Below are 18,405 nucleotides of genomic sequence, written 5' to 3' on the forward strand. Positions count from 1 at the left end.
CGGGCGTGGGCGTGATGAACATCGACAACGGCTACGGCGCGGCCTGCGCCGCCGCGCGCGTGCTCAGGCTCCTTGAGAACGCCCGGACCTGATCACCCAGACAGACAGAAACGCATCCCTCTGACCAAGGAACACCGAATTCCCATGACCGACACTCTTCATCCCGTCCTCACCGTCCGCATCAACGCGGGCTTCAACGCCGGCAGCTTCCTCGCGGGCCTTCTCGCCCTCACGGACCTCTCGGCGGGCATGGCGGGCGCGTACCTGCGCACCCTCTTTCCGAAGGTTGACTGCGGTCTTGCCTACGGCGAGACGTTCGTGGGCTCGATCTCAGGCTTTTCCGCGAACATTCTCACCGCTCCCGAGCATGCTCACCGCCACCCGGCCGACATCGAGGCGATCTACGCCGAAAGCCGCCTCTCGCCCGAGGCGCTCGAGCGCACCCGCGCGGTCTGGCGCGTCCTCATCGCCGCGGAGGCGAAGGTCCACGGCATGAGCGAGCGTGACGTGCACTTCCATGAGGTGGGCCGCATGGCCAACATCCTCGCGATCGGCCTCTCGGCCGACTTCCTCGGCAAGATCAACCCCTCGCGCCTCGTCGTGAGCCCGATCCCGATGAACGAGGGCGAGATCAAGTGCGCCCACGGGCTCGTGCCCTACCCGGCGCCCGCGATGTTCGCGATGATGGAAGGCGTCGCGGTGCGCCCCTCCTCGGGCGCGGGCGAGCTCGTCACGCCGACCGGTCTCGCGGTTTTGAAGGGCTTCGGCGCCGAGTTCGGCGCCTGGCCCGCGATGAAGGTGACGAAGACCGCGCAGGTGTTCGTGCACGGCCGCACCTTCGAGGGATGCCCGAACGGCGCGCGCTTCGCGCTGGGCGAACCGCTCCCGCTCGCTGACTGATACCTCAGCGCTCCGAGAAAAGCAAACCCGCCGGATTCCTTTCGGGGACGGCGGGTTTCTTCGTCTTTGGAAGCGGGCCTGAATCAGCGGGCTTCCTTCACGGCCTCGAGCACGAGCTTCGCGGCCTTCTCCGACGACATCGGGTTCTGGCCGGTCACGAGACGCCCGTCGCGCACCGCGTGCTCGGTGAAGTCGGCGCCCTTCACGTACTTCGCGCCCTGCGAGCGCAGGCGGCTCTCAAGAAGGAAGGGAACCGTGGTCGTGAGCTGCATCTTCGTCTCCTCGGAGTCCGAGAAGCTCGTCACGGTGAGACCGGAAACCAGCGGCTCGCCCTTCCCGTTCTTCGCGAGCGAGAAGGCCGCCGGCCCGTGGCAGACCGAGCCGATCACCGCACCCGACTTCCAGGCCTTCGTGAGGAACGCTCCGAGCGCCTCGCTCCCGGCGAGGTCCCACATCGCGCCGTGGCCGCCCGGGATGAAGACCGCGGCGTAGTCAGCCGGGTTCAGGTCCGCGAGACGCACGCTCGAGGTGAGCGTGGCGGAGGCGGCCTTGTCGGCGAGGAACCGGTTGACCGTGGCCGGGTTCTTCGACTTGTCGTCCGAGACCGAGTGCGGGTCGACGGGGATGACGCCCCCGTTCAACGTCGCGACGGTCACCTTCGCGCCGGCGTCGATGAAGGCGTAGTACGGAGTCGAGAGTTCCTCGAGCCAGACGCCGGTGGTGCCACCGGTGGTTCCGAGCGCGGCATGCGCGGTGGCGATGACGAGGATGGAGAGCGAGTTCATGGTGAATTCCTTCGTGTCGGATGCGTCGCCCGGGGCCTCACGGAGGTGTTCTTCGGAGGGAGCGGCGACGGGTTTCAAGTTGCGCGAAGCTTATTCACTGTTCCTCAATAAATCAATAACTTACGTTTTCGTCAGGCACTCACCGAAAGGTAAGTGCGACAACGCCCGCGTACTCTCGAGGTAACGCGGGCGCTGTCGGAAGGAATGCGGCGGCCGATCAGGTCGGAAGCTGCCGGATGCGGCGGCGGTAGGCCGCGGGCGAGCAGCCGAACCAGCGCGCGCAGGTGCGCGAGAAGTTGCTCGGATCCGAGAAGCCGATCGTGTAGGCGATCTCGGTGATCGTGCGCTCGGTGTGCGCGAGCGCGTCGTGGGCGAGCTGCTTGCGATGCTTGTCAACGAGGTGCATGAAGACGGCGCCCTCGCCCTCGAGCCTGCGCTGCAGCGTGCGGGCCGAGAGGTTGAGGCGGCTCGCGACGTCGCCGATGCGGACGCTTTCGCCGGCCTTGAGCATCTCCTCGATCTCCTCCTCGACGCGCACGGTGAAGGAGAACTGACGGACGCGGTTCAGGTACTGGCGCACGACCTGTTCGTTCGCCTCGCGGAGCATGGCGTTCTGGCCCGCATAGGGCTCCATCACGTCGGTGTAGGCGAAGCGGATGTAGTCCGTGCCCGCGGGATTGGTGTCCACGGCGCAGCCGAAGTACTCCTCGAGGCGGGCGCGGTCGCTCGCCGAGGCCTTCGGGAGCCGCACGCCCACGGCGATCGGCGTCACGCGGTGCTGCGCGAGTGAGCACGCCTGGCGCTCGATGAAGGCGATGATGCAGAGGAGCGCCGCGTGACGGGCCTCGTAGCCGTGCAGCGTCCTCAGGTGCAGGGTCGAGCCCGAGCCATCGTGCTCAAGGCTCATGTCCATCGTGGTCGAGACGATCTTGCCGTAGCGCGCGGTGAGCTCGAGCACCTGCGCGAGCGAATGGCTCGTGACGATCGCGAGACCGAGGCCGTGAAGCGTCGCGACCTGCATCTCCTGGCCGCAGCGCAGGCCGATGAGTTCGTCGCCGGTCGCCGAGATCACCGCCTCCCAGAAGCGGCGGACGTTCATCGCGGGGAAGCGCGCGTCGGGAACGGTGAGAAGCGAGGCATCGAGACCCGTGCGCTCTAGGATCGTCTCGGGCGATACTCCGTAGCCGCGCACGGTCTGGCAGATCGAGCGGATCCAGCTCGCGAGAATGCTGTCACCGAGCGGCAGAAGCGCCTCGTCCTCCATGGACTCGATCTCCGCGGTCTCACGGCGGGGCTTCGTCTCTTCGGTCATGTTGCTTCTCCTTCAAAAGCGTACGTGCGTAACTTCGGCGAAACGCGATATGAATTTGTTATTTTCCCAAATCTCCGGTGTCAATTGAACTCCCTGAATACGGGGCGTCCGAAGTCTTTAAAAAAACCGGCCGGAAGCTGTGACTCCGACCGGTCAGAAAAGACAGGGAGATTTCAATGTCCGGGACCGAAGTCCCCGGTGGCTCCGGGGACTTCAGTCTGTGGCCTCGGGCATCAGCCGTAGATGACGCCCTCTTCCTTCACGACGCGGGTGCCGGCCTTGCCCGCGAGGATCTGGTCGATCTCAGCCAGCGCGCCGATGACGGCGGTCTTGCCGGTCTTCTCGACGAAGCGGCAGGCGGCCTCGACCTTCGGACCCATCGAGCCCTTGGCGAAGCCGAAGTCGCGCAGGGACTTCGGATCGGCCTGGACGATCTTCTTCTGGTCGGGCTTGCCCCAGTTGATGTAGGCGCCGTCAACGTCGGTGGCGATCACGAAGAGATCGGCCTCGAGCGAGGAGGCGAGGACGGACGAGGCGAGATCCTTGTCGATCACGGCCTCGGCGCCGACCAAGCGGCCGTCCTTGTCGAAGTAGGTCGGAACACCGCCGCCGCCGCAGCAGATGACGATGTGGCCGTTCTTGACGAGGGTCTTGAGCGGGGCGAGACCCCAGATGCGCTTCGGATCCGGGCTCGGAACCACGCGGCGCCACTTGTCATTGTCCGGCGCGATCGTCCAGCCGTGCTGCTTGGCGAGCTGCTCGGCCTCTTCCTTCTCGTAGACGGGGCCGACGGGCTTCGTCGGGTTCTTGAAGGCCGGATCCTCGGGATCGACCTGGGTCTGCGTGAGGATCGTGGCGAGCGTCGCGGTCTTCGGAACGTAGTTCACGAGTTCCTGCTGGATCATGTAGCCGATCATGCCGACCGACTCGGCGCCGATCACGTCGAGCGGGTACATCGGAACCTTCTTGTACGCGTTGTTCTGCAGCGCGAGAAGGCCGACCTGCGGGCCGTTGCCGTGCGTGATGACGAGTTCGTTGCCTTCATAGGCCTTGGCGATCTGCTTGCAGGCGAGCGAGACGTTCTCGCGCTGGTTCTCGCAGAGCATCGGTTCGCCGCGCTTCAGAAGGGCATTGCCGCCCAGGGCGATGACAAGACGCATTTCTGAAAATTCCTTTTGGTTTCAGTGAATTCTGTGGTGAAGCCTCCCCCGACGGGCGTCCCTGCAGAGGGACGTCCGGGTGTTTCGAAGGGGGAGGTTCATGAGAGTCCCGGCTTTCTCGGATCCGCCGCGGAACCTCCGTGCTCGGGGGCAGAGGTTCCGGGGACCGGTGCCGGGGAGTTCTCCCGGCTCCTGTGAGACCGGGAGAGGCGGCGGTGCGTCTTAGTTGACGCCCACGACCGCGGCGAGGAGCGCCATGCGCAGGGCCACCGAGAAGCCGATCGCACGGAAGTAGAGCTGGTGCTCGGTGTTGTCGATGCCGAAGTCGAACTCGCCGGGGTTGCGCGGCAGCGAGTGGTGGACACCGACCGTTTTGCCGGTCTTGGCCTTGATGTTGCGCAGCATCTCGAGCGAGACGTAGTAGTTGGCCATCTTCTTCTCGAAGTCGGCGCGGTTCGGATCGTCCTTCTTGACCGAGCAGCCCGGGAGGTAGATGAGGTCGACGTTCTTCTCGGCGTAGAGCTCCTCGTTCTGCTTCATCGTCAGATCGAAGTGCTCCTCGAAGTTGGCGTTCATCTTGATGAGCTTCTGGCGAACCACCTCAGGCGTGCGCAGCTCGCTCGTGCCCGTGTAGATGATCTTGGCGCCCATGGCCGCGAGGGCGAGGGCGAAGGACTGGCCGGAGCGGGCGCGCGAGAGGTCAGGCGTGGCGATGGCGACGGTGACCTTGGAGAGGTCGCCGAAGGCGCGCCAGCAGGTGTAGGAGTCGAGCAGGCCCTGGGTCGGGTGCGTGACGTGGCCGTAGCCGCCGGAGATGACCGGCGAGCAGTGGCCTTCGATCTCCTTGAGGGCGCCGAGGGCTTCCTTGTCGTCCGGGTGACGCATGACGATGACGTCGGCGTACTCGCTCGTGACGCGCAGGCTGTCAGCGAGGGACTCGTTCTTGGCGACGGAGGAGTTGTGCGTCGGATCGGCCTCGGTGATCACGGAGCCGCCGAGACGGTGCATGGCGTTCTCGTGCGAGCAGCGGGTGCGGGTGGAGGGCTGGAAGAAGAGCGTGTAGAGGACCTTGCCGCGCAGGAGGTCGGTGCCGGTGCGCATGAAGGGCTCGAGCATCTGGGCAGCCTGGTAGAGCGAGAGGATCTCGTCGCGCGAGAAGTCATCGAGGAAGGTGATGTTGCGGCCGCGCATGTGCGTGTTGGCGAGGGCCTCGCGGATGTCGAGATGCTTGAAGTTCTGATCGAGCGCCATGATGGATTCCTTTCTAGAAAATGGTGCTGTTTGTGAGGAAATTGGTTTCGGAGGATCCCGGGTTCCTGCCGCCGGCGTTCTCGCCGTCCGTAGGCCAAGGAGAACGTCTGCGCGGGGCGGTTCTTGAACGGCGCCCGCGCAGGAGCCTTCAGAGAGAGAAGAGAACGCAAGCGGGAACCCGTGGACCGGACGCGGGAATCAGATCTCGACGTCGCGGTTGCAGTCCTTCGAGTAGATGTAGGAGAAGGGCTCGCGGCCGACGCCGTAGCCGGCCTGGACCGAGAAGGCGCCCATCCAGAGGAAGTCTTCCTTCTTGACCGGGTACCAGGTGTCGTCGAGCAGGTACACGCCCTCGCCTTCGTAGATGTAGGCGCCGTGCTCCTGGACGTGCGTCTCGCAGATGTTGTGCGACGCACCCGGATCGAACGAGAGGATGTGCATGTTCATGTCGAACGCCTCGGTGACCGGGAGGAAGTCCTTGACGTGGACGTTGGCCATCTCGTCGTAGTCGCGGAAGGCGACTTCGTTGATGTTGCCGAAGACCGTCCAGGGCTCGAGTCCCTTCGGATGCGGGATGTAGCGCTGCTTGTAGAGCAGGATGCGGCCTTCCTTGCCGTTCGTGTTCTTCCAGCCGATGCCCTTGCCGGCCGGGGCGTAGGCGTAGCCGCCCTGCGTGAGACGGCGGGATTCGCCGGCGACCGTCACCTCGAGCTCGATCTCGCCGTCGAGGATGTAGATGAAGCTTTCCTCATGGGGGAGCGTGGCGTACGGGTATTCGGTGTGGGCGTTCGGGCCGAGGGTGCCGATCAGCTGGACGAAACCGGCGCCGACCTTCGGCGAGCAGAGGATCGTCATCTTGGCATCGACGATGCCGGGGACGGTGTTGATCACGCGGCCCTGCGGGGTGATGATCGCGAAATCATTCTTGACGACCGAGCGGTTCGAGAGGAGGTCCTGAGGATAACCAGGCATTGCATTGACTCCTAGAGCTTTACTTAAAAAGTGGAACACCCCGCCTGCCGTCGCTTTCGGACGAAGTCCCGGAGCGGATCTTTCGTCCTCGGCCCCGGCTTTTTTCGGTGGGAATCAGCGGTTCCGATGAGTCTTACTATAGGCGCGCAATGACTTTTGCTATTGGTGTGAAGCGTCAAGCACTTGTCTTTTCGTGACAGGCATTTTTACCTAACGATCCGTTACAGAAGGCAATATTTCCTTATTTTTCAATCTACCGCCAAAACCTCACTCCGTCACACGGAGATAACCCTCTGTCGCACGCTGTTTGTGCGTGACAGCATACTTGTCAATACGCGCCATTTAGAGCTCATTCCGACGCCTTCACCGCGCGGCAACGGTGCCCAGGGCCTCCGAATGCTGCGGAAAACGGCTCAGGAAGCTCCCTGAAGACGCCCGGGAACGTCCCCGTCCCTTGCCTGTCTGCAGGGCTCCGCGGGCCTCCGGAGGCCCTCCGGCGGTGCTCCCCGGCCCCGCACCGGGGCGCGGATGTCGCTTCGCGCCAGACGTCTGCGGGCTACATGCAGGCCGGAATATCACGGGGCGACAGACCGCCCGGGAGGCTTCGGTGCCTCAGTGCCGGGGAGCGGCTTTCCCGGGGCTGCGACAGGTCCCCAGAGCGAATGCAGGCGCCCCTTCCCGCGGGACCTGGACGATGGAGCGTTTCGCAGCGGCACCGACGCCGCCCGGGCCCGAAAAGAAACCGGACGAAAGCCTGCTTGAGAAAGGCTTTCGTCCGGCCGGGGTTGCGGCCTCACGTCGCTGAGGCCTGCGGTTGACTGTGGGAGAAGTCGCTTACTTCGGCGCCTTCTTCGCGATCAGCATGTAGAAGCCTGCGGCAAGGAGCGCACCGATGAAGAAGGTGAAGCTCGCGATGCCGCTGCCGTTGTCGAGGAGCATCGCGGCGATGCTCGCGGCGCCCGCGGGCACGAGGGCGGCGACGGCCTGCCAGTTGACGCCGTGGCGGTACCAGTAGGCGCCCGTGGGCGAGGTGCTGTAGAGGTCGGCGACGTTCACGCGGCGGCGCTTCACGTAGTAGTAGTCAACGATCAGGATGCCGTAGACCGGGCCGATCAGCGCGGCGAGCAGGTCGACCGTCATGTGGATCACCTCAGGCGAGCTGAAGAGGTTCCACGGCATGATGATGACCGAGATCACCGAGGCGAGCATGCCGCCCGTGCGCCAGGAGATGTACTTCGGGAAGATGTTCGAGATGTCGAACGCGGCGGAGACGAAGTTCGCCACGATGTTGACGCCCACGGTCGCCACGAGCATCGTGAGGCCGAGGATCAGCACGGCGACGCGGTTGTCGAGATGGCCCATCACCTGGATCGGGTCGACGATGAGCTCGCCGAAGACGACCGGCGTGCCCGAGATCGTGATCACGGAGATGAGCGAGAAGAAGACGAAGTTGACCGGGAGGCCCCAGAAATTGCCGCGGCGCATCTGCGAGCAGCTCTTCGCGTAGCGCGAGAAGTCGCCGAAGTTCAGCGTCGGGCCGGCGAAGTACGAGACGACGAGCGCCGTGCCGAGCAGCATCGTCCAGAGCGTCTGGCCGGTGCTCATCTCGCGCTCGGAGAGCGTGAAGCTGATGTTCTCCCAGCCGGCCATGTTAACGATCATGACCATGAGGACGAGCATCGCGACGTAGACGATCGGACCGGCCCAGTCCATGAAGCGGCGGATCGCCTCCATCGAGCAGAGGAAGAGCGCGGTCTGCAGCACCCACATCGTCATGAAGCACCACCAGCCGAGCGTCGAGAGGCCGAAGCCGCCCACGTTGTCCTTCGCGAGCGGGGCGAGGTCCGGGAATTCATAGAGCACCACCACCATGAGCGCGGCGCTCGCGAGATAGGTCTGGATGCCGTACCAGACGACGGCGATCGTGCCGCGGATGAGCGCGGGGATGTTCGAGCCGAAGACGCCGTAGGTCATGCGGGAGATGACCGGGAAAGGAACGGCGAGCTTCTGGCTCGGCACGCCGATGATGTTGGCGAGGCCCTGGATGATCAGGATGCCCGCGATGAGGGAGACGAAGACCTGCCAGCCTGCGAGACCGAGGGAGAAAAGGGTGCCCGCGAAGATGTAGCCGCCCGCGCTGTGCACGTCGGACATCCAGAAGGCGAAGATGTTGTACCAGCTCCATGTCTGCTTGGAGGGTACGAGATCAGAATTGGCAAGGATGCTCTTGTTGATCTCAGCGTGAATATTTTCCTTTGATTGCATTGCTGCCTCGCGCTGATGGTTTTTTGATGTCACTATTTTCAAAAAAACACGCGCAAAGGTCGATGGCCGAAAGCGACAAAGAAATGGCTTTTCGCGCCACGGGTAAGCGCCGAGATCCGTTGACGCCTCTGCCTGAAAACTAGTGGATTTCCCTGATCATTGCGCCAAATGACAGCATCTTCGGCATGCAATGACAGTGCTGTACCGAACCGCTCTGGCACTCAATCACTGTCGTACAGGCACAAAAAGAGGGCATTTCCCGGCACTCACTTCGGGAAACGCCCTCAAAAGATTGTCAACTGAATATTTAATTCAGAATTATATTTTCCGCAATAATCGGCACCTGATTATCAGGCGATTTCGATCCTGCGGCCGGTCGGCACCTCGGCCGGGCCCTTCTCGAGCGAGAAGACCTCGCGGCCGCGCACGAGCGTGCGGGCGACGCGGCAGTCGATGCGACGGCCCTCGTAGGCGCTGAACTTGTTCTTGTAGTAGAGATCCTCGGCGCGGAGCACGTAGCTCTGCTTCGGATCGATCATCACCAGGTCGGCGTCGAAGCCGAGCGCGATCTCGCCCTTGCCCTTGAGGCGGAAGCGGCGGGCCGCGCCCGTGGCGAGGGCCTTGGCGAGAATGACCGGGCTGATGCCGCGCTTCAGGACCGCCTCGTCGAACATGGCGTCAACGCAGTTCTGGCAGCCGCTGATGCCGCCCCAGGCCTCGAACGCATTGGGCGAGCTCTTCAGATCGATCGTGCAGGGCGAGTGGTCGGAGACGAGCATCTCGATGCGGCCTTCGGCGAGCAGATCCCACATCTGACGCTGGTGCGCGCGGTCGCGGATCGGGGGCGAGCACTTGGCCTTCGGGCCGATCGCATCGAGATCCTCGGTGGCGAGCAGCAGGTAGTGCGGGCAGGACTCGAAGCTCGCGTCAACGCCGCGGGCCTTGGCGCGCTCGACCTCCTCGACCGCCTCGGGGCACGAGCAGTGCGCGATGTGGATGCGGCAGCCGGCGGCCTCCGCGATCATCAGCACACGGTGCACGGCCTCGACCTCGGTGAAGATCGGGCGGCTCTCGACGTAGGCCGAGACCGAGGTCTCGCCGGCGGCCTTCGCCTCCTCGCCGAGACCGTCCGTGATGGTCGCGTTCTCGCAGTGAACCACGAGCAGACCGCCCTTCTTCGCGATCTCGCGGCAGCCCTGGTAGAGCTCCCAGTCGTTGACGTTCTTGAAGTCACCGGGCTTGCCCGAGCCGCAGGTCGCGACGAAGGCCTTGAAGGCGGCGACGCCGGCGTCCGCGAGCGGTCCGATGTCCTTGAGGTTCCAGGGCACGAGGCCGCCCATCGGGGCGTAGTCGACCCAGCACTGGCCCTCGGCGGCCTTGAGCTTCACCTCAAGCGACGGCAGGTCGATCGTGCAGGGGATCTGGTTCAGGGGCATCTCGACGAACGAGGTGATGCCGCCCGCCGCACAGGCCTGCGTGCCCGTGCGGTAGCCTTCCCACTCGGTGCGGCCGGGCTCGGAGAGGTGCATGTGCGGGTCAACCATGCCCGGGAGCACGTACTGACCCGATGCATCGATTTCCTCCTTGGCACACTCGGTGATCTTCGGCGCGATGGCCGCGATCACGCCGTCCCGGATACCGATGTCAACGGCTTCGAGCGAGTCGGGGAGCGTGACGAGACCGTTGCGAATGATGAGATCGAGCATTTTTCTGCTTACTCCTCTGAGTGAAGGGGGAAATTAGAAGTTCAGACCGAACTGCTGCATCAGATAGAGTGCCACGCAGCAGATGGCGCCGAGGATCAGCATGAGCGGGGTGTAGAAGCGGATCCACTTCGTGAACTCAACCTTGGCGATCACCAGAGTGGCGATGAAGAAGCCGGAGGTCGGGAAGAAGATGTCGGTGAGCTGGCCGCCCCAGGCGTTCGCGCTGACGATGGCCTGCTGCGAGACGTCAAGGAGGGAGCCGAGCGGTGAGAGAATCGGCATCGTCAGAATCGTAAGGGCCGTGGCACCCGGGATGAGGGCGTTGAAGATGGCCTGTTCCCAGAAGATGGCGATGGCGGAGAGGGCCGGGGGCGTCGTGGCGAGGAGCTGCTCGAGCCAATAGACGATCGTGTCCGTGATCACGCCCTTGTCCATGACGACCGCGATAGCGGAGGCGACGCCGCAGAGGAGAGCGCCGACCATCAGGTCACGCATGCCGGCGTTGATGTCGTCGCAGATCTGCTGGGCGCTCTTGCCCGCGATGATCGCGGCGATGATGCCGATGGCGAGGAAGAGGCCGCCGATCGCCTCGAAGCCGAGGTTCATCGAGAGGATGAGGTAGACGGCCACGGGGAACATGATGAGGCAGGAGACGCCGGCATAGACCTGACGCTTCGTGAAGGTGAGCGCCTTGCCGCCGGTCTTCTCGGCTTCCTCGGCAGCGATCTCGGCCTTGAGCTCCTGGTCCGTGTCATACGTGAGGGACTTCGTCGGGTCCTTCTTGACGCGGGCGGCGTAGAGCATCACATAGGCGATCGTGACGACAATGACGATGGCGAGCACGATGGCGCGCATGCCCGAGCCCGAGAACATCGTGATCTGGGCGATCTGCTGGCCCATGCCGACGGAGCCCGGAATCGTGATGCCGAACGTGAAGCCCATGCAGGGCGAGAGCAGCGCGACGGCGGTGGCGGTCATGCCGTCATAGCCGAGGCGGTAGAAGAGCGGGAGGAACACCGGGAGGTATGCGAGCGAGAGCTCAGGCACGCCGATGAAGGCCGCGAGGAGCGAGAGGACGAGCATCAGCACGGGGGCGACGAGGTACTCGGACGAGCCCACGGCCTGCGAGAGGCGCTGCACGCCGAGGTCGATGAGGCCCGCGCGCTTGATCAGGCCCATGCAGGCGCCGACCATGAAGGTGAGGACCACGATGCCGGCCGCACGCTCAAAGCCGTACGGGATGGCGGTGATGATGTCGAGCCAGCCCGAGGGGTTGGCCGGGACGGCGTGGTAGGTGTTCGCGACGACGAGGTTCTGCACGCCGTGCGCGGTCTCGACGACCTGGCGGTCATACTGGCCGGACGGCACGATGTACGTGAGCACGGCCATGAAGAGGATGAATATGCCGAGGATGATGTAGATGTCGGGCATCTTGAAGCCAGACTTCTTCGGCGCTTTCTGGGCGAGGTCCTGCTTGGATTCCATTTTGGCGGTCCTGAATGCTTTGGGTAGGTTTTTGGCACGGCAGGCACTGCGCCGGAGGACAAGTCCATTGGCACACAGTGACATCACCGCGCGGGGATACGGTTGGCAGCCATAGACGCGTCATGAGCAGGAATGCTCAACGGCATCAATGCTTCCTTGGGATCAATATAGGTTTTCCTACCTACCCGCCGCGAGGACCAATGGCGCCAACATATTGTCATTGAACGCCACTCAATGAAGTCTGACTCGTCCTCTGATGACGAGGTGCGGACGAACCGGCCCGACGCACCGGAGAGACAAAAAAGCCTCCGGAGCCTGCACTGGCAAGCCTTCGGAGGCGTTCTGTCCTTTCGGTCACTCCCCTGCGGGAGGGGTATGCGGCAACGTCGCGCAGGGACCGAATGAGGTGACAGGTGTGTCAGCCCTCGAGGAGGATGTTCACGCGCTCGCGCATCGTCTCGGCGTCGACCGGACCGCGGTGCTGCCAGATCGGCTCGCCCGTGCGGTCGTAGAAGATCTGGGAGGGCATCTCCTCGATCAGGAACTCGTTCTCGATGCCCTGCCACTTGTCGATGTTGATGGTGACGAAGGCGGCGCGGTCGCCGTACTCCTTCTGCATCTGCTTCATGAGCTCCTCCATCTCGGGGCAGCTCGCGCACCAGGGGGCGCCGAAGTCAACGACCGTGACCTTTCCCTTCACCGGGAACGGGTACTCCTTCTCGGCGGCGACGGCCGTGCCGAGGGAGAGCGAAAGAACGGCGGCGGCGGCCGCACCGAGGAAAACGCGTCTGAGCATTTCTGGGGTTCTCCGTTTGGAAGTTCTCAGAGCCCCTGCCCTGAGTCCTTGGTTTCAATGGAGGCGGCCGGTCGCGCGGTGAGCGTGCCCCCGGCCATGTCAAAGATTCGTGTCGATGCGTCAAGGCTGAAGGTGTCATGCGTCACCATCAGCACGGCGCCCCCGTCGAGCGCGATGCCGCGGAAGAGCTCCACGACGGTCTGCGCGCTCGCCGGATCAAGGTTCGAGGTGGGTTCGTCGGCCACGACGACGGCGGGCGAGCACATGAGCGCGCGGGCGATGGCGACGCGCCTCAGCTCTCCGCCCGAGAGCGCGCCCGGGTACTGGTCCGCGAGATCCGCGAGCCCGACCTTTGCGAGAAGCTCCGCCGCCCTGCCCTCGGGCTCCGCGCCGCGCGTCCCGGCGATGTACCAGGGCAGGCGCACGTTCTCGAGCACCGTGAGGGTCGGGATGAGCCCCGCGCTCTGCGGCACGTAGCCGACCGCGGCGTTTCTCAGCTCCGACCTGGCCGCGTCCGTGAGCCCGGCGAGGTTCTTCCCCGCGAGGAACACCTCGCCCTCGGTCGGGGTGAGGAGACCCACGATGATGTTGAGCAGCGTCGACTTTCCCGAGCCCGAGCGTCCGAGCACGGTGACGAAGTCGCCCGCGGCCACGGAGAGGCTCGCATTGCGGAGCGCCCAGAAGGGGCGGCCGCCGCGTTCGTAGCGCATGCCGGCGGAGCGGATTTCGATGAGATTCTCCATCTTCAGTCCTCCCGCATCGCAGGGTAGATGTCACGGCGCCCGATGCGCCAGGCGGTGGGCAGAGCCGCGAGCGGCACCGTGGCGATGCCGGCGATGAGCGCCGCCGCGAGCGCAAAGGCCCAGCTCGATGGCTCGGGCGCGAGGTAAGGCAGCCCGATCGCGCGGGCGATCGCCGTCGAGAAGCTCGTCACCGCGATCGCACCGATCGCAACGCCCGCGACGGAGCCGGCCGCGGAGATCATCAGCGCCTCGCGCATGACGATGCCGATCACGCGGGAGCGCGACGCGCCGAGCGCACGGAGCGTGGCGAACTCGCGCTGTCGCTCGTTGAAGGCGAAGAAGTAGACGATCATCATGATGAGCGCGGCGACGACCCAGAAGCCGCCCGCGGCGGAGTACATCACGCCGACGATCTGGCGGAGCTTCGCGCTCGTGTCGCTCATCATGTTGGAGGCGAAGACGAAGTTGACGCCCGCGCCGAGACCGAGCTCATCGAGGAGTTCGTCGGAGATCGTGATCGGATCGACGCCCGGGTTGACGCGCACGAGGATCGAGGAGACGCTCGTCGCGATCTCGCCGGCCTTCTCCGGATTCGCGACCTTGCCCAAGTCACGCGCTGCGTCGATCGTCATGAAGATCGACGAGTCGAAGCCCATTCCGGTCGGGGCGAGTCGGCCGACGATCCTGAACTTGCGGTCGTAGAACGTGAGCTCCGAGCCGATGTCGCCGAAGATGTAGTCGCCGACGATCACCTCGTTGCCCTCGAGCGGCTTCTCGGCCGCCTTTCTCAGCCAGGGGGCGACCACGAAGTCGGTCGCCTCGTCAATGCCGATCAACTGCACCTTCACCGTGCAGCACTGCGCGTCGAGCGACGAGATGAAGAGCTGTCCGGAGGCCTGCGCCACGCCGGGGAGCCCCCGCACGACGTCGAGGAGCTTTCCGTCAAGGTAGAAGGTCGAGGGCTCGGCGCGCAGGATCACGCTCTCGAGCTTCTTGCCCTCGCCCTGCGGCACGACGAGAAGGTCGGCGCCCATGCGCGCCGAGAGCGACTCGATGCCCGCCTGCAGGTTCGCGGCGATCATCGAGCCCGAGAAGAGCATGAAGGTGAAGACGGCCGCGATGAGGGCGAGCGAAAGCGACCTCAGCGGCTTCTGCGACACGTTGGCCGCGGCGATCCGGAATGCGGTGATGGGCTTCATAAAGCGATCAGCGGACGCGGGAGAGGCGCCAGAGCTCGGCGAGGCCGGCGAGCGCGATCACCGCGCCGATCACGATGAGCGCGGGCTCGGTGACGGCGTGGCAGCCCATCATCGGGTTCGGGCAGGGCCCGATCAGGACGGTGGCGACCGCGATCATCAGGAGCGAACTCAGAACAATGCCTGTGGCGAGCCCCATCGCGGAGCCGACGCCCGCGAACATCATCGCGAGACCGAGGAGTCCGATCAGCACGCCCGTGCCCATGTTCGCTCGGGTCATCCAGACGCAGCGCATCGGCAGCTCGGCGTGGCAGTGCGGCAGCCACCAGACAAGCGCGGCGGCGACGGCGAAGCCCGCGAGGGCGAAGACGAGACCGCTCACAAGGGCGGGACGGGAAGCGGACATGGGTGAATTCCTTCTTCTTGGGGTCAGGGAATCAGGAGGGGTTCGGTTTCAGGGGGTCACTGTCTCGCGGCGCGGGCGGCCTCGAGCGAGTAGTCCTTGCGGCCCTTGCCCTCGAACTCGTAGCCGTTCGAGACCCAGCCCTGGATGCCGTCGGGCATCAGGTACACGTTCTCGTAGCCGAGCTCGATCACCTTGAGCGAGGCCTCGTAGGAGACGTTGCAGAGGCGGTTGATGCAGTAGAGGATGATGAAGCTGTTCTTCTTGTCCTCGGGGAGCAGATCCGTCCAGTTCTCGACGTTCGCGTGGATCGAGCCCTTCAGGTGGCTCTGCTCGTAGATGTTCTCGGGGTTGCAGTCAAAGACATAGACGCCCGGCTTGCCGAGGTTGCGCTCGACGCGGGAGAGCGAGAGCGGAATCGGCTGGCGCTGAGGCGCGGCCTGCTCGGCGGCGGGGGCGGCCTCGGCCGTGCCCGTGAAACCCGTGGTGGCAAGAAGTGCCGCGAACACGGCGGCAAGGCAGGAGTGCTTCATTTGAATCGTTTCTCTCTTCTGTCGGGGGCGGCCGGTCTCTTCCCGTCCGGTCGCCGGGGTCCGGAACCGCATGCCCCGGGGCCGGGCGCACACGTTCCGCATCCTCAAGAGGCTATCAGCGAAAGATTAAGCGGGGGTTATGCGGAGCCCTCTTCCGCCTTCACAAAACTTGAGGAATCTTTACATCAAGCCATTGGTTCCAAAGGAATTTGACGGACAAAAAAAGGCCCCGCGCAAACCTCGTGAGAGGTCTGTGCGGAGCCTTGTTTCGCTTTTTCAGCCGTCAGGCTGGAAGACTGTCAGAAGGATTACTTCTTGGCGGTCTTGGCCTTCTCAGCCTCGAGGATCGCGAGAGCCTGGGCCGTGTAGGTCTTGGCTTCTTCGATCAGCTGCTTCGAGAACTTCGGAGCGTGGACACCCCACGAGCCGTCGTCCTTGATCTTGGCAGTGTTCAGGCGGGCTTCTTCAGCATAGAGCTGAACCTGAGCGCGGTCGGCCGTCGAGAGCTTCACAACCTTCAGCATGTCCTGAATGTTGGACAGATCGGCGATGACCTGAGCGTAGCCTTCCTTGACCGGGGTCTGCCAGGCGTTGACCTTGTTGTAGATGGTCTTCTGATCCTTGAAGCGCATCATCTCCGGGAACTTCGACTGGATCGGGCTGTGGCAGCCCATCGCGTCGACGACGTGCTTGTCCTGGTAAGCCGTGCGGCCGCAGGTCCACATCAGGTCGAGGTACGGACGGCCGTCATCCTTCGTGAGGTGCCAGCCCTTCGGGCTGACGAGCTTACGATCGGTGGTGCCTTCCGGCGGATTGATGGACTTCTTCTCCGGGTCAACGAGGATGCGCCAGATGTGCGACGCACGGACGTTGTCGAAGCCGGCCATGTCAGGACGCTGGATCGCGGCGAAGTTTTCGCACGAACCCATCTTCGGCATATGGCAGGAAGCGCAGCTGTTGCGGCTGTGCGTACCGCCCTGCGAGAAGAAGTAGGCGGCCGTGGTATGGCAGTCCTGGCATTCCTTCTTCATGTTCGGCACGGTGTACTGCGAAGCCCAGTCATTGGCGGTGACTTCATGCGGGTCATGGCAGGTCGTGCAGCGCATGCCCTTCTGATAGTGCTTCGAGTAGTGCGACTGCGAACCTTCGGTACCGCAGGCCGGGCAGAAGCTCTTGAAGTAGGAGTTGAACGGCGTCTTGAAGTTGTTCTTGGCGTCGTTCTCGTTGTACACGAAGCGCTGGTGGCAGCGTTCGCAGTTCGACGGCATGCCGGCGCCGCGGGCACCGTACAGGTGAGCGCCAGCACCGTGGCACTCCTCGCAGCCCACGCCCTTGGTGATCGTGTGCGCGCGGAGCTTCTTGGCGTCGCCGAGGGCGGCGAAGAGCTCATCCTGGCTCTTGAAGTCGAACTTCCAGGTGTGGCAGATCTCGCAGTACGAGGAACCGGGCTGGAACATGGCCTGCTTGCGGTTCGAGGCACCGTAGGAGTTCATACCCCAGGTCTTCGAGCTCTGAGCACCGAAGTCCTCGAGCTTGGTCGGGAAGGTCGGATCCCAGGCGTTGATCTTCTTGGCGACTTCCGGAGTGATGTGCTCGGCCCAGTTGCGGGAGAACTGGTTGCCGCCGGCGACGATCGTGCCCTTGGCGGTCGAGAGATCAGCGTCAGCGCCTTCGAGGTGGTACGTGCCACGGACGAGCCACTTGTCGACGAAGCCGTACTTCGTACGCGGCGTGCCCATCATCACGTAGATGTCGTCAGCGTTGATGCCTTCCGGAAGAGCGGAAGACGGCGAGTTGTAGAGCGGCTTCTTGAGGTCGCCCTGAACCATCGGCTCGGTCATCTCCTCAGGGAAGCGGACGATCTTGTTGTGACGCGAACGTTCCCACTTCTCATACTGCGACGGATGGCACTCACCGCACTTCTTCGGACCGACGAACTTGTTCGGCAGATCGAGGAAGGACTCATACGGGAGGCGATACGTGACGGCAGTGTGACGGCCGGTCTTGGCGGCGTACTTGTCGCCACCGCCGAACTCAACCCACTCCTCGGTACGGTCGGACATCGTGAACTTACCGACGACGCGGCCTTCCTTGAGGTACTTGAAGTAGGGGTGATTGGCCTTCAGGTAGTCCCAGAAAGCCTTGTCCTGAGCGACGTAGCCTTCGAGCGTACGGGGAAGATCAACCTGAGTCTGAGCGGCGGGGGCATCCGCGGCCATGGAAGTCGAAGCGACGAACGCTGCGCCCATGCATGCGGCGAGAGACAGAAGCTTGTGCTGCTTGGTCATAATTAGCTCCATTGGGTCTCTTTTAGAGGTTTATAAGATTGCCTCGTCTTTCGACGTGGCTTCTTTGAGGTCAAGCGCATCCCTCACGGGAGGCGCAGCCTCAATGTACTCCTTAATCTGCGTTTAAGGTGAGTTTCAGGATCTTTCAGACTCCCCCGATCGGCGCATTCCTGTTACACCTCTTAAGGGGTAGCAACCTTGCGCTTGAAATTGCACAATTTCAGCAATTTCCATGTTTTTCAACAAGTTATCAGATATACCGCTGAACCGAACGGGGGAGGTTCAACGCCCGAACAGAATTACCTCTCAAGAGGTATATTTGTCTGAGCAATAGTGCTTAGATCCATCGTTTATTCCAATATTCGGAACATTCAGTTCCGTTTTTCGAATTTCACCCACCGAATTCCTGATGCATATTTGCGAAACCGAATCCGACACTTTCACAATCAAATGAGAATGGTTCTCATTAATTTTCATAAATTTCACAGAGTATTAGGGTAATTCCTAATATAGTTTTTAGTCGGCATCTATCGAAACTGACTCACCAATAGTTAACCTGTCTTTGACAGCTCCGAAAGGCTGAACTCCGCGAGAACTCGCGAGGCTTCGG

Annotated in this window: 15 protein-coding genes; 1 reads left to right on the top strand and 14 read right to left on the bottom strand. The window is 63.4% G+C overall.

All coding sequences use genetic code 11. The features are described 5' to 3' along the window. The first annotated feature begins 144 nt into the window (after positions 1-144). Entirely contained in the window at positions 145-900 is a 756-nt protein-coding gene (larC, locus tag Q4F91_RS05060) for a nickel insertion protein (protein ID WP_303335175.1), read from the top strand. A gap of 83 nt (positions 901-983) precedes the next feature. Here the strand turns inward: larC and Q4F91_RS05065 are convergent, their stop codons facing one another. The 14 genes from Q4F91_RS05065 to Q4F91_RS05130 form a co-directional block, all read right to left on the bottom strand. Beyond that, positions 984-1,685, bottom strand: a complete 702-nt coding sequence (locus Q4F91_RS05065; protein WP_303335177.1) for a type 1 glutamine amidotransferase domain-containing protein — start codon at positions 1,683-1,685, stop codon at positions 984-986. A gap of 217 nt (positions 1,686-1,902) precedes the next feature. After that, complete coding sequence (locus Q4F91_RS05070; RefSeq protein ID WP_303335179.1) at positions 1,903-2,997, bottom strand: AraC family transcriptional regulator; 1,095 nt, start codon at positions 2,995-2,997, stop codon at positions 1,903-1,905. Between the two features lie 233 nt (positions 2,998-3,230). Continuing rightward, complete coding sequence (gene arcC, locus Q4F91_RS05075) at positions 3,231-4,157, bottom strand: carbamate kinase (RefSeq protein ID WP_303335181.1); 927 nt, start codon at positions 4,155-4,157, stop codon at positions 3,231-3,233. Positions 4,158-4,379: 222 nt separating this feature from the next. Continuing rightward, positions 4,380-5,408 (bottom strand): aspartate carbamoyltransferase, encoded by a 1,029-nt coding sequence (locus Q4F91_RS05080; protein ID WP_303335183.1) that lies wholly within the window; start codon positions 5,406-5,408, stop codon positions 4,380-4,382. Positions 5,409-5,606: 198 nt separating this feature from the next. Then, on the bottom strand, positions 5,607-6,380 hold the full coding sequence (gene allE, locus Q4F91_RS05085; RefSeq protein WP_303335185.1) for a (S)-ureidoglycine aminohydrolase: 774 nt from the start codon (positions 6,378-6,380) through the stop codon (positions 5,607-5,609). 834 nt (positions 6,381-7,214) lie between these two features. Beyond that, complete coding sequence (locus tag Q4F91_RS05090; protein WP_303335187.1) at positions 7,215-8,645, bottom strand: NCS1 family nucleobase:cation symporter-1; 1,431 nt, start codon at positions 8,643-8,645, stop codon at positions 7,215-7,217. Positions 8,646-8,995: 350 nt separating this feature from the next. After that, positions 8,996-10,351: an allantoinase AllB gene (allB, locus tag Q4F91_RS05095; protein ID WP_303335188.1), complete on the bottom strand. Its 1,356-nt coding sequence runs from the start codon at positions 10,349-10,351 to the stop codon at positions 8,996-8,998. Between the two features lie 33 nt (positions 10,352-10,384). Next, positions 10,385-11,836 (bottom strand): YfcC family protein, encoded by a 1,452-nt coding sequence (locus tag Q4F91_RS05100; protein ID WP_303335190.1) that lies wholly within the window; start codon positions 11,834-11,836, stop codon positions 10,385-10,387. A 418-nt stretch (positions 11,837-12,254) separates the two neighbouring features. Continuing rightward, a complete protein-coding gene (locus tag Q4F91_RS05105) occupies positions 12,255-12,632 on the bottom strand; it encodes a thioredoxin family protein (RefSeq protein WP_303335191.1) in 378 nt (125 codons plus the stop codon). 26 nt (positions 12,633-12,658) lie between these two features. Continuing rightward, a complete protein-coding gene (locus Q4F91_RS05110; RefSeq protein WP_303335193.1) occupies positions 12,659-13,375 on the bottom strand; it encodes an ABC transporter ATP-binding protein in 717 nt (238 codons plus the stop codon). Positions 13,376-13,377: 2 nt separating this feature from the next. After that, positions 13,378-14,574, bottom strand: coding sequence for an ABC transporter permease (locus tag Q4F91_RS05115; RefSeq protein WP_303335195.1), 1,197 nt, complete (start codon positions 14,572-14,574; stop codon positions 13,378-13,380). Positions 14,575-14,581: 7 nt separating this feature from the next. Further along, complete coding sequence (locus tag Q4F91_RS05120) at positions 14,582-14,977, bottom strand: DUF4418 family protein (RefSeq protein ID WP_303335207.1); 396 nt, start codon at positions 14,975-14,977, stop codon at positions 14,582-14,584. 56 nt (positions 14,978-15,033) lie between these two features. Then, on the bottom strand, positions 15,034-15,507 hold the full coding sequence (locus Q4F91_RS05125) for a rhodanese-like domain-containing protein (RefSeq protein ID WP_303335209.1): 474 nt from the start codon (positions 15,505-15,507) through the stop codon (positions 15,034-15,036). Positions 15,508-15,815: 308 nt separating this feature from the next. Further along, a complete protein-coding gene (locus tag Q4F91_RS05130; RefSeq protein WP_303335211.1) occupies positions 15,816-17,795 on the bottom strand; it encodes a cytochrome c3 family protein in 1,980 nt (659 codons plus the stop codon). Positions 17,796-18,405: the final 610 nt, after the last annotated feature.

It is taken from the genome of Sutterella sp. (assembly GCF_030539355.1).
Taxonomy (GTDB): Bacteria; Pseudomonadota; Gammaproteobacteria; order Burkholderiales; family Burkholderiaceae_F; genus Sutterella.

What these genes read in the sequence shown, in the direction of transcription:
- larC (WP_303335175.1), top strand. Translation starts at nt 145, where the DNA reads ATGACCGACACTCTTCATCCCGTCCTCACCGTCCGCATCAACGCGGGC.
- Q4F91_RS05065 (WP_303335177.1), bottom strand. Translation starts at nt 1,685, where the DNA reads ATGAACTCGCTCTCCATCCTCGTCATCGCCACCGCGCATGCCGCGCTC.
- Q4F91_RS05070 (WP_303335179.1), bottom strand. Translation starts at nt 2,997, where the DNA reads ATGACCGAAGAGACGAAGCCCCGCCGTGAGACCGCGGAGATCGAGTCC.
- arcC (WP_303335181.1), bottom strand. Translation starts at nt 4,157, where the DNA reads ATGCGTCTTGTCATCGCCCTGGGCGGCAATGCCCTTCTGAAGCGCGGC.
- Q4F91_RS05080 (WP_303335183.1), bottom strand. Translation starts at nt 5,408, where the DNA reads ATGGCGCTCGATCAGAACTTCAAGCATCTCGACATCCGCGAGGCCCTC.
- allE (WP_303335185.1), bottom strand. Translation starts at nt 6,380, where the DNA reads ATGCCTGGTTATCCTCAGGACCTCCTCTCGAACCGCTCGGTCGTCAAG.
- Q4F91_RS05090 (WP_303335187.1), bottom strand. Translation starts at nt 8,645, where the DNA reads ATGCAATCAAAGGAAAATATTCACGCTGAGATCAACAAGAGCATCCTT.
- allB (WP_303335188.1), bottom strand. Translation starts at nt 10,351, where the DNA reads ATGCTCGATCTCATCATTCGCAACGGTCTCGTCACGCTCCCCGACTCG.
- Q4F91_RS05100 (WP_303335190.1), bottom strand. Translation starts at nt 11,836, where the DNA reads ATGGAATCCAAGCAGGACCTCGCCCAGAAAGCGCCGAAGAAGTCTGGC.
- Q4F91_RS05105 (WP_303335191.1), bottom strand. Translation starts at nt 12,632, where the DNA reads ATGCTCAGACGCGTTTTCCTCGGTGCGGCCGCCGCCGCCGTTCTTTCG.
- Q4F91_RS05110 (WP_303335193.1), bottom strand. Translation starts at nt 13,375, where the DNA reads ATGGAGAATCTCATCGAAATCCGCTCCGCCGGCATGCGCTACGAACGC.
- Q4F91_RS05115 (WP_303335195.1), bottom strand. Translation starts at nt 14,574, where the DNA reads ATGAAGCCCATCACCGCATTCCGGATCGCCGCGGCCAACGTGTCGCAG.
- Q4F91_RS05120 (WP_303335207.1), bottom strand. Translation starts at nt 14,977, where the DNA reads ATGTCCGCTTCCCGTCCCGCCCTTGTGAGCGGTCTCGTCTTCGCCCTC.
- Q4F91_RS05125 (WP_303335209.1), bottom strand. Translation starts at nt 15,507, where the DNA reads ATGAAGCACTCCTGCCTTGCCGCCGTGTTCGCGGCACTTCTTGCCACC.
- Q4F91_RS05130 (WP_303335211.1), bottom strand. Translation starts at nt 17,795, where the DNA reads ATGACCAAGCAGCACAAGCTTCTGTCTCTCGCCGCATGCATGGGCGCA.